The sequence below is a fragment of the Methylobacterium sp. V23 genome (assembly GCF_002917135.1).
Taxonomy (GTDB): Bacteria; Pseudomonadota; Alphaproteobacteria; order Rhizobiales; family Beijerinckiaceae; genus Methylobacterium.
In genome coordinates this window covers 1-13,135 of record NZ_PDHT01000016.1, presented here as the reverse complement: position 1 = coordinate 13,135, position 13,135 = coordinate 1, and the positions used below count along the sequence as shown (strand labels likewise).

Sequence of the window (13,135 nt, the reverse complement as noted above, 5' to 3'; positions counted from 1 at the left end):
GACGGTGCGTGCGGACGCGGCGGGCGGTCAGGCCTTGCGGGCCACCGGGCCGCGGCGGCGCAGGCGGACGATCACCTCGACGCCGGCGATCTCCATGCCCTCGGGGGCATCGGGCAGGGAATCCACGGTGATCCCGCAATCGGGCATGTCCAGCACCTGGCCCTCGTCCTCGAGGAAGAAGTGGTGGTGCTCGCTCGGGTTGGTGTCGAAGTAGGCCTTCGAACCGTCGAGGGCGAGCTGGCGCAGGAGGCCGGCCTCGGTGAACTGGTGCAAGGTGTTGTACACGGTGGCCAGGGACACCGGCACCTTGGCGCGCATCGCCTCGTCGTAGAGCATTTCCGCCGTGAGGTGGCGATCGCCGCGGCCGAACAGCAGCCAGCCCAGGGACAGGCGCTGGCGGGTCGGGCGCAGGCCCGCCCGGCGCAGGCGGTCGCGCAGATCCGACAGCGGGCAACCGCGACGGCCGGCGGCCGTGTCGCCGCCGGGAACGGAGGCCCGTGCGTTCAGCACGGCCTGCAGGGGCAGAAGGTTCGACATCGGGCGTACAAACATCCCACGCGGAAAACGAGAAACTCAGCGGATACGTATACGGAACCCGCCGTCGCATCGCAACCCGAGCTGCACGCGGGGCTGGTCCCCCGCCCGCATGGCGGACCCGCCCGGCAGGTCGCGCACCGGGGTGGCGGCGGCGGATTGGGACGCTGGGAACGGGTGGGCAGCTTTGAGGCGCACAAGCCCTGTGTTAACGAAGCGCCGATTTCACGCCGCAGCGTCGGCCGGATCGGCCCGTGCCGATTCCACGCCGGCGACGGCGGCGCGACGCCGAGGGGCCCCGCGCCCCGGACCCATTCCTGAGGACCGATCCGCTCATCATGTCTTCTGCTTCCGATCCGAACGCTCCGTCGGGCACCGCGCCGGCGACCGCCGCGCCCCAGCGGGCCTCGCACTATTCCTACGAGGAACTGCTCGCCTGCGGCCGTGGCGAGCTGTTCGGCGCCGGAAACGCGCAGCTGCCGCTGCCGCCGATGCTGATGTTCGACCGCATCGTCTCGATCGGCTCCGAGGGCGGCGCCCACGGCAAGGGCCACGTGCTCGCCGAGTTCGACATCCGGCCGGACCTCTGGTTCTTCGGCTGCCACTTCAAGAACGACCCGGTGATGCCCGGCTGCCTCGGCCTCGACGCCCTCTGGCAGCTCGTCGGCTTCCATCTCGGCTGGCTCGGCGCCCCCGGCCGCGGCCGGGCGCTCGGCGTCGGCGAGGTCAAGTTCACCGACCAGGTCCTGCCGACGGTGACCAAGGTCGTCTACGGCATCGACATCAAGCGGGTGCGCCTCGGCAAGCTGGTGCTCGGCATCGCCGACGGCTGGCTGGAGGCGGACGGCACCCGGATCTACGAGGCCAAGGACCTGCGCGTCGCGCTCTTCCAGGCTCAGGGCGAGGCCGCCGGCGGCTGAGGCCGAGGCAGCCGGGACGTCCGGCGCAGTTGAGATCGGGACGTCCGCGTCCTACGTGAGACCCACGCGAAGGTGCCGTCTCGAGAACAAGCACCGTGAAGAGCAAGCCCCGGCGGCGGAGAGCATCGTGTCCATGCGGCGTGTCGTGATCACCGGGATGGGCATCGTCTCATCCATCGGCAACAACACCGAGGAAGTCCTCGCGTCCCTGCGGGAGGCCAAGTCCGGCATCGGGCGTTCGGCCTCCTACGCGGAGCACGGCTTCCGCAGCCAGGTCGAGGGCCGTCCCACCCTCGATCCGGAGGGCGTCGTCGACCGGCGCGCCATGCGCTTCCACGGCGGCGGCACCGCCTGGAACCACGTCGCCATGGACCAGGCGATCCGGAATGCCGGGCTGGAGGCGGGCGACGTCTCCAACGACCGGACCGGCATCATCATGGGCTCGGGCGGACCGTCCACGAAGGTCATCGTCGAATCCGCCGCCATCGCGATCGACAAGGGCCCCAAGCGGGTCGGTCCCTTCGCCGTGCCCAAGGCCATGTCCTCCACCGCCTCGGCGACCTTGGCGACGTGGTTCAAGATCAAGGGCGTGAACTACTCGATCTCTTCGGCCTGCGCCACGTCCAACCACTGCATCGGCAATGCCGCCGAGGTCATCCAGGGCGGGCGCCAGGACATCATCTTCGCGGGCGGCTGCGAGGACCTCGACTGGACCCTCTCGGTGCTGTTCGATGCGATGGGCGCCATGTCCTCGAAGTACAACGACACGCCGGCCCGGGCGTCCCGCGCCTACGACGCCAACCGCGACGGCTTCGTCATCGCGGGCGGCGCCGGCGTCCTGGTGCTCGAGGAATACGCGCACGCCAAGGCCCGCGGCGCGACGATCTACGGCGAGATCGCCGGCTACGGCGCCACCTCGGACGGGCACGACATGGTCGCCCCCTCCGGCGAGGGTGCGGTCCGCTGCATGCGCCAGGCGATCGAGGGCCTGAAGGGCGCCAGGATCGACTACATCAATCCGCACGCCACCTCGACACCGGTGGGCGACGACAAGGAGATCGAGGCGATTCGCGAGGTCTTCGGGCGCGGCGACGCCTGTCCGCCCATCGCCGCCACCAAGTCCCTCACCGGTCACTCCCTCGGGGCGACGGGCGTGCAGGAGGCGATTTACTCCCTGCTGATGATGAACAACGACTTCATCTGCGAGAGCGCCCATATCGACGAGATCGACCCGGCCTTCGCCGACATGCCGATCCTGCGTCAGCGTCGGGACGGGGCCAAGCTCGGGCACGTCCTTTCCAACTCCTTCGGGTTCGGCGGCACCAACGCCACGCTCGTTCTCAAGCACGTGGACGCCTGAGGGCGACGGAACCGGGTCAGGCTTAACCCCTGGCCCGCCCCGTTAAGGAACTGGAGAGACCTTCCGCCGTTCATTGTTTCTATGGATTGCTGGAAGGCACAGCCATGTTGTGGTTCACCCTGGGAACCGTCGGCGGCCTCGCCCTTGCCGGGTCCACGGCCGTCTACATCAAGCAGGTCATGATCGACCGCGCCAATTGCGACACCGACGGCTACTTCTAGCGTCCGCGTCGCCTCGGCTGCACGCAAAGGCCCCGTCCCGGCTCAGGCCCCCGGACGGGGCCTTTGCGTTTGGGCTCGGCGCTCTCAGCTCGCCAAGCACTCGCATCGTGCCAAGCGCCTTGACCGTGCCAAGCGCCTTGACCGTGCCAAGCGCCTTGACCGTGCCAAGCGCCTTCGGGCTCCGGCCGGATTGGACAGGGCCACGACCCCCGCGCTAAGCCTCCAGCCAACGATGACGGGTCCGAGGGACCCGAGGATCCACGACCGGGGGACGTGCATGACGGGTTTGATGGCGGGAAAGCGCGGCCTCATCATGGGGGTCGCCAACGATCACTCGATCGCCTGGGGTATCGCCAAGGTCCTGCACCGCCACGGGGCCGAGCTGGCCTTCACCTACCAGGGCGACGCGCTGGGACGCCGGGTGACGCCGCTGGCGGCCTCCGCCGGCTCGGATATCGTCCTGCCCTGCGATGTCGAGGATATCGCCAGCGTGGACGCGCTGTTCACCGCCCTGGACGCACGTTTCCCCGAAGGCCTCGACTTCGTCGTCCACGCCATCGGCTTCTCCGACAAGGGCCAGCTCAAGGGCCGCTACGTGGACGTCACCACCCGCGAGAATTTCTCGCGGACCATGACGATCTCGTGCTTCTCCTTCACCGAGATCGCGCAGCGCGCGGCCAAGCGAATGCCCCGCGGCGGGTCGCTCCTGACGCTGACCTATGGCGGCTCGACCCGGATCATGCCGAACTACAACGTCATGGGCGTCGCCAAGGCGGCCCTCGAGGCCTCCGTGCGCTACCTCGCCGGTGACCTCGGCCCGGACGGCATCCGGGTCAACGCCCTCTCGGCGGGCCCGATGCGGACCCTGGCCGGGGCCGGCATCGCCGATGCCCGCCTGATGTTCAATCACCAGAAGGCGCACGCCCCCTTGCGCCGGACGGTGACCCAGGAGGAGGTCGGCGGCTCGGCGATGTACCTGCTCTCGGACCTATCCGGGGGCGTCACCGGCGAGATCCACTTCGTCGATTCCGGCTACAATATCATCTCGATGCCCCGCCCCGACGTGCTGCAGGCGCAGGACGAGGCCGGGGTCATCGGCGAGGCGGTCTAGATCAGCCCGCGAACAGCTCGGGCCGGCGGGCGCGCAGGGCGAGGACCAGGGTCAGGGTCTTGAGGTCGGTCAGCTCGCAGCGATCGGCCATCCGGGCGAGCTCGGCCAGCGGCATCTCGACGACCCGGATGTTCTCGTGCTCGCCGTCCGCGCCCCCGCCGCCGTCCACCCGGTCGGTGGCGGCGTAGGCGGCCAGGAACAGGTGGATGCGCTCCGTCGAGATGCCGCCGCAGGAATAGGTGGCGCCGACGAAGTCGAGGTCGCCGAGGCGCAGGCCCGCCTCCTCCAGCACCTCCCGCCGGGCATTGTCCTCCGGGGTGCCATCGTCGATCAGGCCGGCCGGCGCCTCGAGCTGGCTCTGCTCGCCGGCGACGTAGAGAGCCGGGACGCGCAGCTCCCGCACCAGGGTGGCGACCCGCCGGACGGGATCATAGGGCAGCACGCCCACGGAGTTGCCGTGATCCTCGATCTCGCGCTCGGCTTCGCTGCCGTCGGCGAGGCGAACCCGGGCCAGCGAGAAGCGGGTCCAGCCCTCGTGGAGGGTCCGCAGGCTGAGGATCTCGGCTTTCATCTCGGGACGATTCCTTCTCGCCCGGGGGCGGGTTTCGGCTGGGCCATGGGCGCCGGCCTGTCGTGTGGGCGACTGTCAGGGACCGCCCGCCAGGGCGCCCTCGATCACCATGATGAGTTCGTCGAGGTTGACCCGGCCGTCGATGGTCACGAAGCCCGGCTCGCCGGCCTCGACCGTCAGGCCGTGCTCGCTCACCTCCGCCTGGCGCTTGAGTTCGGCGATGATCGCCTCCGCGATGGTCGTCTGAATGTCCATGTCGGTCTCCCCCGCGTCGCGGTTCATCGCCCGAGGGCAATCAGGATCGCCCCCACCAGCACCAGCACGATCAGGCCCGCCACCAGCACGGCGTTCCGGACCCGGCGCCCCTCGGCCGACGGTGCCGTCCCGACCGGGTTCTCTCCGGCCGCGACCGGCGCGGCCACCCGGGACGCCAGCGCGTCCGGGCGCGGCGCGGCCGGTGCGGCGTCGCCGGAAGGCAATCCGGGCGCGGGCGCGAGGGGCAGCGGCGCGATCCCGTCGGGATGGGCTCGCCCCGTGAGCAGGTCTTCCAGCTCCACCGGGATGCCGGCGGCCTCGAGATCCAGGACCACCTGCGCGATCGCCTCGGCGCTCATGCTGTGGATCGGCAGGGCGGCCTGCAGGTCGGCCGGGGTGAGCTCGCCCTTCTGCCGCCCGAGGGTGATGAGCCGGTCGAGGTCGCGTTGCGCGAAGGTCGGCGCGGCGCTCACCACGAGCGCGCCGCGGGCACGGCTGCGCCTCCTCCGGACCGTCCCGCGGCGACCCATGCCCGCCCTGGCCCGGGTGGTCGTGCGTGTTGCGGTCCGGCCATCTGCCACTCCCGACGCTCTGCCGTCGGGAAACCCGTCGGGCGTCGGCGCTGTTCCCGGGCTCACGGGGGCGACGGCGCCGCCCGGTTCCGGGCCGGCGCTCAGTCCTGGCTCGGCCCGACGCTGTCGGCGGCGAAGGCCTGGCGGACGCCCAGGGGCTTCGGCCGGCCCTCGGTGCTGTCGCAGCCGGTCTGGCGCTCCATCTCCGAATTGATCTCGGCACCCACGAGGACGATGACGATCGACAGCCACATCCAGGTCATGAAGCCGATGCCGGCCCCCAGCGACCCGTAGATGCGGTTGTAGCTGTCGAAGCTCGCCACATACCAGGAGAACACCCCCGAGGCGCCGACCCAGAACAGCGCCGCGAGGCTGCTGCCCCAGGTCACCCAGCGCCACTTCGCCCGGTTCCGGCTCGGGCCGTAGCGGTAGATCAGCGACAGGCTGAGGGTGACCACGCCGAGCAGGGCCGGCCAGCGCACGATCTGCAGGATGGTGTCGGTGGCGGTGATGAAGCCGAGGCGGTCGAGGATCGCCGGGAGCAGCACCACCGCGCTGGTGGAGACGAGGAAGAACACCACGCTGGTGATCGTGAACAGGAAAGTGGTGGCGTAGAAGCGGATCAGGCTGCGCTTCTCGCGCTCCTTGTAGATCACGTTGAGGGCGTCGAAGAGCGCGCTCACGCCGGAATTGGCGCTCCACAGAGCGATCAGCAGGCTGATGCCGGACGTGGTGCTCAGGGAGCCGGTGCTGCGTTGCGCGATCCGTACCAGCTGGTCGGAGACCAGTTCCAGGGCGCCCGGCGGCAGGATGTCCGCCAGCAGGCTGACATGCTGGCTGATGACGTGCGGATCCGAGAACAGCCCGTAGATCGACACGACCGCGACGAGGCCCGGGAATACCGCCAGCAGGGCGAAGAAGGCGACGCCGCCCGCCGTGGTCAGCACCCGGTCCTGCGGCATCGCCCAGAACACCCGCCACAGAATGTCCCGCCAGCCAGCCTTGGGGATGTCGACAGGGTCGGTCGCACCCCGGCCGCGGCCGGGCTCCTGCGTGCGCTGGCGCGCCTCGGCCAGCTCCTGCGGGTTCAGGGCGCGGGTGCTGACCGAGCGCCAGTCCTGACCCTCATCTTCGTCTCGCACCATGCCGACACCCTGCCGGACCGCTCGTCGCCGGAACTCCGCTACGCGGGGCGTGCCGCCCCCGGGATCACACTCTGCCTGAACTCTCGTCATAGGTCGCCACCGATGCGAACACAGGCGTGGGACGATCGAGCCCGGATAGGGGACAGATCGCGGCCCGCCGGGCCATCTCGGTGCGGACGTGCTCGCGGAACAGGCGCACCCGCGCGGGGAGTTCGCGGCCCGCCAGGGTGACGGCGCGCAGGGTCCCGCCCCGGCTCGCCCAGTCGGGCAGGACGCGTACGAGGTCGCCCCGGGCCAGGGACTTGGCTGCGACGAGGCTCGGGATGTGGCCGATCCCGGCCCCGGCCAGGGTCAGGCGCAGCACGGTGGCGAAATCCGTGGCCCGCACGGCCGGCCGCAGGGTGATGCCGGCCTCGCGGCCCTCCACGTCCGAGACGAGGATCTGGGTGGCGCCGAGGCGCTCCCGGGCCAGCACCACGTCGTGCGTCGCCAGCTCGGCGATGTCGGCCGGCCCCGTGCGCTGGGCCAGGTAGGCCGGGGCCGCGTAGAGGCCGATCGTCAGGTCGGCCAGGATCGGGGCGGTGTAGCCGCTGTCGGGATGGTCGCCGCCGCCGAGGCGCAGGGCGAGGTCGACCCGGTTGGCCGCGAGATCGAGGCGGCTGTCGGTGATGAGGAGCTCCAGGGTGATCTGCGGGTGCCGGGCCCGGAAGCTCGCCACGAGGTCCGGCAGCACCTCGACCCCGAAGTCGATCGAGGCCGTCACCCGCAGGTGCCCCCGCGGCAGGGTGCGGGCGCCGCGAGCCGTCTGCAGGGCCTCGTCCAGGAGGGCGAGGCTCTCCAGGGCCCGGGCGTGGAAGGCGAGCCCCTCGGCGGTGGGCGAGACCGCCCGCGGCGTGCGGGCGAGCAGCGTGACCTTCAGCACCGTCTCAAGGCGGGCGACGCTCCGGCTGACGCTGCCCTTGGTCTCGCGGAGGAAAGCGCCGGCCTGGGTCATGCTGCCGAGATCGACCACGGCGCAGAAAGCCCGGACGTCGTCGAGGTTTCCGGCGAAGGTTTCCAGATGCGCAACCATGTGCCCCGGATTAGCGCGCTATCGCACCCGCAGGAAGCGGCCTATTGGCGCTCCACCGAACCGGCGCCCAGACGCCACCCTCATCGACGCCCTCATCCTCGGCGCCCTCATCCTCGGAGCGAACCCCGTGATCCGTCTCTCCCCGTCCCTCGTCGCCCAGACCGTGTCCCTCGCCCTCGCGTTCGCCGCGCCGGCCCTCGCCCAGACCCCGCCAACCCGCGACCCGGCCCAGATCCAGGCCGGCACCTACGCGGTCGATCCCGGCCACACCCAGGTCGGCTTCACCGTCTCGCATATGGGCTTCTCGAACTACTCGGGCGGCTTCTCGGACGTCTCGGGCACCCTGGAGCTGCAGCCGAAGACCCCTGCCGCCGCGAAGCTGTCCATCAAAATCCCGGTGGCCTCGGTGATGACGACCAGCGAGAAGCTGACCGGCGAGCTCAAGGGCGACCAGTGGCTCCACGCGGGCAAGTTCCCCGAGATGACCTTCGCCTCCACGAAGGTGACGCCCGAGGGCAAGGACAAGGCGAAGGTCACCGGCGACCTGACCCTGCACGGCGTGACCAAGCCGGTGACCCTGACCGTCACCCTCGTGGGCGCCGGCGTGAACCCGCTGAACAAGAAGGTCACCGTGGGCTTCGAGGCCACCGGCACGCTCAAGCGCTCGGATTTTGGCGTGAAGACCTACGTGCCGCTGATCGGCGACGACCTGCACCTCACCATCGCGGGCGCCTTCGAGCGCAAGGAATAGGCCGCGCCGTCCACCCCGCCGAAGGGAGCGCGTCATGATCGAGACCGTCCGCGCCGCGCCCCGACCGCGCTACACCCGCGTCGCCATCGCCCTGCACTGGCTCAGTGCGCTGGCGGTTCTGGGGCTGATCGCGATCGGTCTCGCCATGACGCACGGGGACCTGGCGCCGATGCGCCGGTTCCAGCTCTACCAATGGCACAAGTCGTTGGGCCACACGGTGCTGGCCCTGACGCTGCTGCGCCTCGGCTGGCGTCTGGCCCACCGGCCGCCGCCCCTGCCCGCGACGCTGCCGGCCCGGGAACGGGCCGGGGCGCACGTGGCCCACGCCCTGCTCTACGGGCTGCTCGTTGGCCTGCCGCTCGTCGGCTGGGCCGTGGTCTCGGCCTCGCCCTTCAACGTGCCGACCGTGCTCTATGGTGTCGTACCCTGGCCGCACCTGCCGGTGCTGCCAGAGCTGGCGAACAAGGCCGCCGTGGAGGCGGTGCTGAAGCAGGTCCATGCCTGGGGGGCCTGGATCCTGATCGGTCTCCTGCTGCTGCATGTCGGCGCGGCCCTGCGCCACCACTTCGTCCTACGCAACAACACCCTGCGGCGAATGCTGCCCCGCACCCCGCTCAAGTCCGGATCCGAAGCATGATCGCCACTCGTCTCGCCTTCGCGGCCGCCCTCGCGGCGGCGCCCCTGGCCGTCCCGGCCTGCGCCCAAGCCGCGGCCTGGACCGTCGATGTGGCCAAGAGCCGGATCGGGTTCTCCGGCATCCAGGTCGGTGCGCCGTTCCAGGGCCGGTTCAAGCGCTTCAGCGCGCAGATCACCTTCGATCCCGCCGCCCCGGAGACCGGACACGCCGTGGTCGACATCGACCTCGCGAGCGCCGAGACCGGCGATGCCCAGCGCGACACCTCCCTGCCCCAGGCGGAGTGGTTCGACGTCAAGGCCACGCCGCGGGCCCGGTTCGAAGCGACGCGGTTCGTCGCCAAGGGCGGCGACGCCTACGAGGCGGTCGGCAGCCTGACGATCCGCGGCATCCGCCGCGATGCGGTGCTGCCCTTCCGCCTGACACGCACGGGCGCGACGGCGCGCGCAGTGGGCCACCTCGATCTCGTGCGCACGCAGTTCGGCGTCGGACAGGGCCCCTGGGCCTCGGGCCAATGGGTCGCGCTGGAGGTCGGCGTCGACATCGACTTCGCCGCGACGGAGACGGCCCCCAAGCCCTGAAACGGACCGAAAGCAACCGTGCCGCCGCTCGGGTGGGCGAGATGTGTAACGGCCCGATCTCGAGACAGACTCGGCCGCGTCCCTGCGATTGCACGACACGGGGATGACACGCCAGCAGCGAGCTCCGCGCATGCTCCGCGACTCGGATACTGTGCGTCTCATCGGTTATTTTGTTTCTCACGCGTAACGCGTGCGCAAAACGCTTGGGCTGTGCGCACAAAGCGGGAGCCCTGCTGCGACGGTCGGGTTATTCCTCGGGTCCGGTCGCGCCGGCGGCTTCGGTCCCGGCGCCCCCGGCACGGCGGCGCCCACGTGGGCGCCGGCCGCAAGTCGCCAGAGGAAGAGAGCCATGCCCGTGCCGACGATCGACCGCCGCGCCCTGCTCGGCTCCGCGAGCCTCGCGCTCGTGGGAACCGGCAGCGCCGTCCGTCCCGCCCAAGCCGCGCCGGAGACGAAGAGCGAAGCCAAGGCCGATCCGAAGCCGGTGCCGCCGGAGGTCACCCGGATCCTCGCCCGCTACGTGGTCGGCGCGCGCTATGCGGACCTGCCCGAGGCCGTCCGCCGCGAGAGCACCCGCACCCTACTGAACTGGGTCGGCGTCGCCATCGGCGGATCGCATCACGAGACCCTGGACGTCGCGGTCTCGGCCCTGAAGCCGTTCTCCGGCCCGCCGCAGGCCGGGCTGTTCGGGCGCCCCGAGCGCTTCGACATCATGAATGCCGCCTTCCTGAACGGCGTCGCCAGCCACATCTTCGACTACGACGACACCCACCTGAAGACCGTGATCCACCCGGCCGGCCCCGTCGCCTCGGCGATCCTCGCCTACGCCGAGATGAACCCGGTCTCGGGGGCGGATTTCCTCAACGCCTTGGTGCTCGGCGTCGAGACGGAATGCCGGATCGGCAACGCGGTCTACCCGAACCACTACGATGTCGGCTGGCACATCACCGGCACCGCCGGGGTGTTCGGGGCGGCGACCGCGACGGGCAAGCTGATGGGCCTGTCCGAGCAGCAGATGGTCTGGGCGCTTGGGCTCGCCGCTTCGCAGCCCGTGGGCCTGCGCGAATCCTTCGGCTCCATGAACAAGAGCTTCAATCCGGGCCGGGCCGCATCGAACGGCCTGTTCGCCGCGATCCTCGCCGCGAAGAACTACACGAGCTCGGACGGGATGATCGAGGCCAAGCGCGGCTGGGCGAACACCATCTCGACGAAGCAGGATTACCGCGAGATCACGGAGGGTCTCGGCACCCGCTACGAGGCGGCGCTGAACACCTACAAGCCCTTCGCCTGCGGCATCGTCATGCATCCGGCCATCGACGGGGCGGTTCAGCTGCGCAACGAGAACCATCTCACCGCCGACGCGATCGAGCGGGTCGACATGAAGGTTCATCCCCTGGTGCTCGAACTCACCGGCAAGACCGCGCCGCGCACCGGCCTCGAAGGCAAGTTCAGCATCTACCATGCCGTCGCGGTGGCGCTGGTGGAGGGGGCCGGCGGCGAGAAGCAGTTCAGCGACCGGGCGGTGAACGACCCCGCGATCGCGGCCCTGCGTGCCCGGGTGAAGCCGGTGGTCGACCCGGCGATCCGGCCCGAGCAGGTGGAGCTCACGGTGGTCCTGAAGGACGGCCGCAGCCTGCCCCGGCGCATCGAGCATGCCCTCGGCAGCGTCGAGCGGCCGATGTCGGACGCGGCCCTGGAGACCAAGTTCACCGATCTCGCGGACGGGATCCTGCCGGAAGCCCAGGTGCGCCGGGTCATGGACCTGTGCTGGCGCATCGCCGAGTTGCCGAATGCCGGCGACGTCGCCCGGGCCGGCGTCCAGGCCTGAACCGCAGAGGATCGGGATCGACGGGCCGATCCCGGCCGCGTATGGCGAAGCCCGCTCCCGGGCCTCGCCACGCGCATCACCTCCCCTCGCCTGCCCCCAGCAAGGATCACGGACCTGAAGGCCGAGTTCTCGACCACGCGCCTGATCGTGATCCTGGCCTTCGCCGGTTTCGCCAGCACCTTCGCGGGCCGCTCCATTGAGCCGCTGGTCGGCGTGCTGGCGCGCGACCTGCGCAGCGATCCCCACACGGTGGCACTGCTCTCCACCGCCTTCGCCCTGCCCTACGCGCTGATCCAGCCGATCCTCGGCCCCGTCGGCGATGCCCTGGGCAAGGAGCGGATCATCGCAATCTGCCTCGGCATCTTGACCCTGGCGCTGGCCTCCTGCGCGCTGACCACCAGCCTCGACATCCTGTTCGTCCTGCGGATGGTCGCCGGGGGCAGCGCCGGCGGCGTCGTGCCCCTAGCACTCGCGCTGATGGGCGACAGCATCCCGATCGAGCGCCGGCAGGTCGCCATCGGACGCTTCCTCGTGGCGGTGATCCTGGGGCAGCTTTCGGGTTCGACCTTCGCGGGCCTGATCGAGGGGGCGATCGGCTGGGCCGGCGTCTTCGCCATCACCGCGGCGGTGGCGGCCCTCGGCTGCAGCGCGGCGCTCCTTGGGTTCGACCGCAGCGCGGCGGCTCCGGCCCGGCGACCGGAATTCCACACGGCCGTGGCGCGCTACCGCACCATCGTGGGCAATCCGCGCGCTCGCATCCTGTTCGGGGCCGTGTTCGTCGAGGCAATTGCGGTGTTCGGGATCTTTCCGCACCTCGCCCCGCTGATCGAGGCGCGCGGCGAGGGTGGGGCCCGGGAGGCCGGCTTGGCGCTGGCCGGCTTCGCCGCCGGAGGACTGCTCTACTCGTTCTCGGTCGGCCTGCTGCTGCGCTTCCTCGGCATGTCGCGGATGCTGATCGGCGGCGGCCTGCTCTGCGCCGGCGCCCTGGTCACCATCGGCCTCGCCGGCACCTGGCAGCTCGACTGCGCCGCCCTGGTGGCTATGGGGTTCGGCTTCTACATGCTCCACAACACCTTCCAGGTGCAGGTGACCGAGGTGGCACAGACCGCCCGCGCCTCGGCAGTGGCGCTCCACGCCTTCTCGTTCTTCTGCGGACAGGCTCTCGGCGTCGCGATCCTAGGCAGCACCCTCCAGGGCCTCGGCCAGCTCACCGCCCTCAGCCTCTGCGCCGTCGTCATCGCCGTCCTCGGTATCATCACCGCCCGGCGACTGGCGACGACGCCGTCGCGGTAACAACCAAAACCCTTTCTGCTGACGAGAGCGCCAGATTGTGAGCCGTGTGATCAGGCGCTTCCAGATGATCTCGTCATGACCGCCGCACTCCTAGTACTACTGTGTCACAAAATTTGGATGTAGGATTTGTGATTCGATCTCGTAATGGTGCGAGGCATGGATCGCATGAACTCTCCGCTGGATGCCGACCCGTTGCGTTTGACGAGGTAATTACCCACCCCCTTGCGCGGGTTGGGTTTCGCTGATTCCCTCGTGGGATGGGTCGTATCGATCTTGAGCGGCTGAGC

The 13,135-nt window shown here is 70.3% G+C and carries 15 protein-coding genes; 8 read left to right on the top strand and 7 right to left on the bottom strand.

Features of this window, described 5'->3' with window-relative positions; translation table 11 throughout:
* Window positions 1-27 precede the first annotated feature (27 nt).
* Complete coding sequence (gene irr / locus CRT23_RS15930; protein WP_055946066.1) at window positions 28-537, bottom strand: Fur family transcriptional regulator Irr; 510 nt, start codon at window positions 535-537, stop codon at window positions 28-30.
* A gap of 335 nt (window positions 538-872) precedes the next feature.
* Between irr and fabA the strand changes: the two genes are divergently transcribed.
* The 3 genes from fabA (at window position 873) to fabI (ending at window position 4,146) form a co-directional block, all read left to right on the top strand.
* Window positions 873-1,454 (top strand): 3-hydroxyacyl-[acyl-carrier-protein] dehydratase FabA, encoded by a 582-nt coding sequence (gene fabA, locus CRT23_RS15925; protein ID WP_055946069.1) that lies wholly within the window; start codon window positions 873-875, stop codon window positions 1,452-1,454.
* 133 nt (window positions 1,455-1,587) lie between these two features.
* Window positions 1,588-2,814, top strand: a complete 1,227-nt coding sequence (gene fabB / locus CRT23_RS15920) for a beta-ketoacyl-ACP synthase I (protein WP_055946072.1) — start codon at window positions 1,588-1,590, stop codon at window positions 2,812-2,814.
* 498 nt (window positions 2,815-3,312) lie between these two features.
* Window positions 3,313-4,146, top strand: coding sequence for an enoyl-ACP reductase FabI (gene fabI / locus CRT23_RS15915; protein WP_103710474.1), 834 nt, complete (start codon window positions 3,313-3,315; stop codon window positions 4,144-4,146).
* Window position 4,147: 1 nt separating this feature from the next.
* Here the strand turns inward: fabI and CRT23_RS15910 are convergent, their stop codons facing one another.
* The 5 genes from CRT23_RS15910 to CRT23_RS15890 all read right to left on the bottom strand — a co-directional run bounded on the left by CRT23_RS15910 (window position 4,148) and on the right by CRT23_RS15890 (window position 7,761).
* On the bottom strand, window positions 4,148-4,717 hold the full coding sequence (locus CRT23_RS15910) for an NUDIX hydrolase (RefSeq protein WP_103710473.1): 570 nt from the start codon (window positions 4,715-4,717) through the stop codon (window positions 4,148-4,150).
* Window positions 4,718-4,792: 75 nt separating this feature from the next.
* A complete protein-coding gene (locus CRT23_RS15905) occupies window positions 4,793-4,972 on the bottom strand; it encodes a hypothetical protein (RefSeq protein WP_103710547.1) in 180 nt (59 codons plus the stop codon).
* A 23-nt stretch (window positions 4,973-4,995) separates the two neighbouring features.
* Window positions 4,996-5,445, bottom strand: coding sequence for an RNA polymerase sigma factor region1.1 domain-containing protein (locus CRT23_RS29615; RefSeq protein ID WP_181017369.1), 450 nt, complete (start codon window positions 5,443-5,445; stop codon window positions 4,996-4,998).
* Between the two features lie 200 nt (window positions 5,446-5,645).
* A complete protein-coding gene (locus CRT23_RS15895; protein WP_103710471.1) occupies window positions 5,646-6,689 on the bottom strand; it encodes a YihY/virulence factor BrkB family protein in 1,044 nt (347 codons plus the stop codon).
* 64 nt (window positions 6,690-6,753) lie between these two features.
* Entirely contained in the window at window positions 6,754-7,761 is a 1,008-nt protein-coding gene (locus CRT23_RS15890; protein ID WP_103710470.1) for a LysR family transcriptional regulator, read from the bottom strand.
* 127 nt (window positions 7,762-7,888) lie between these two features.
* Here CRT23_RS15890 and CRT23_RS15885 point away from each other — a divergent pair, with 127 nt between their 5' ends.
* The 5 genes from CRT23_RS15885 to CRT23_RS15865 all read left to right on the top strand — a co-directional run bounded on the left by CRT23_RS15885 (window position 7,889) and on the right by CRT23_RS15865 (window position 12,848).
* Window positions 7,889-8,512, top strand: coding sequence for a YceI family protein (locus tag CRT23_RS15885; RefSeq protein ID WP_245436279.1), 624 nt, complete (start codon window positions 7,889-7,891; stop codon window positions 8,510-8,512).
* Window positions 8,513-8,546: 34 nt separating this feature from the next.
* Window positions 8,547-9,149, top strand: coding sequence for a cytochrome b (locus CRT23_RS15880; protein ID WP_103710468.1), 603 nt, complete (start codon window positions 8,547-8,549; stop codon window positions 9,147-9,149).
* A complete protein-coding gene (locus CRT23_RS15875) occupies window positions 9,146-9,727 on the top strand; it encodes a YceI family protein (RefSeq protein WP_103710467.1) in 582 nt (193 codons plus the stop codon). The genes CRT23_RS15880 and CRT23_RS15875 overlap by 4 nt, the downstream gene beginning before the upstream one ends.
* A 349-nt stretch (window positions 9,728-10,076) precedes the next feature.
* Window positions 10,077-11,555 carry an MmgE/PrpD family protein gene (locus CRT23_RS15870; protein ID WP_181017368.1) on the top strand — a complete coding sequence of 493 codons (1,479 nt, stop codon included), beginning with the start codon at window positions 10,077-10,079 and terminating at the stop codon, window positions 11,553-11,555.
* A 105-nt stretch (window positions 11,556-11,660) separates the two neighbouring features.
* Entirely contained in the window at window positions 11,661-12,848 is a 1,188-nt protein-coding gene (locus CRT23_RS15865; RefSeq protein WP_181017372.1) for an MFS transporter, read from the top strand.
* A gap of 104 nt (window positions 12,849-12,952) precedes the next feature.
* On the opposite strand, the gene CRT23_RS28880 is transcribed toward CRT23_RS15865, so the two are convergent.
* Window positions 12,953-13,135, bottom strand: a 183-nt coding sequence (locus tag CRT23_RS28880; protein ID WP_210202083.1) for a hypothetical protein, incomplete at its 5' end; no start/stop codon positions are given.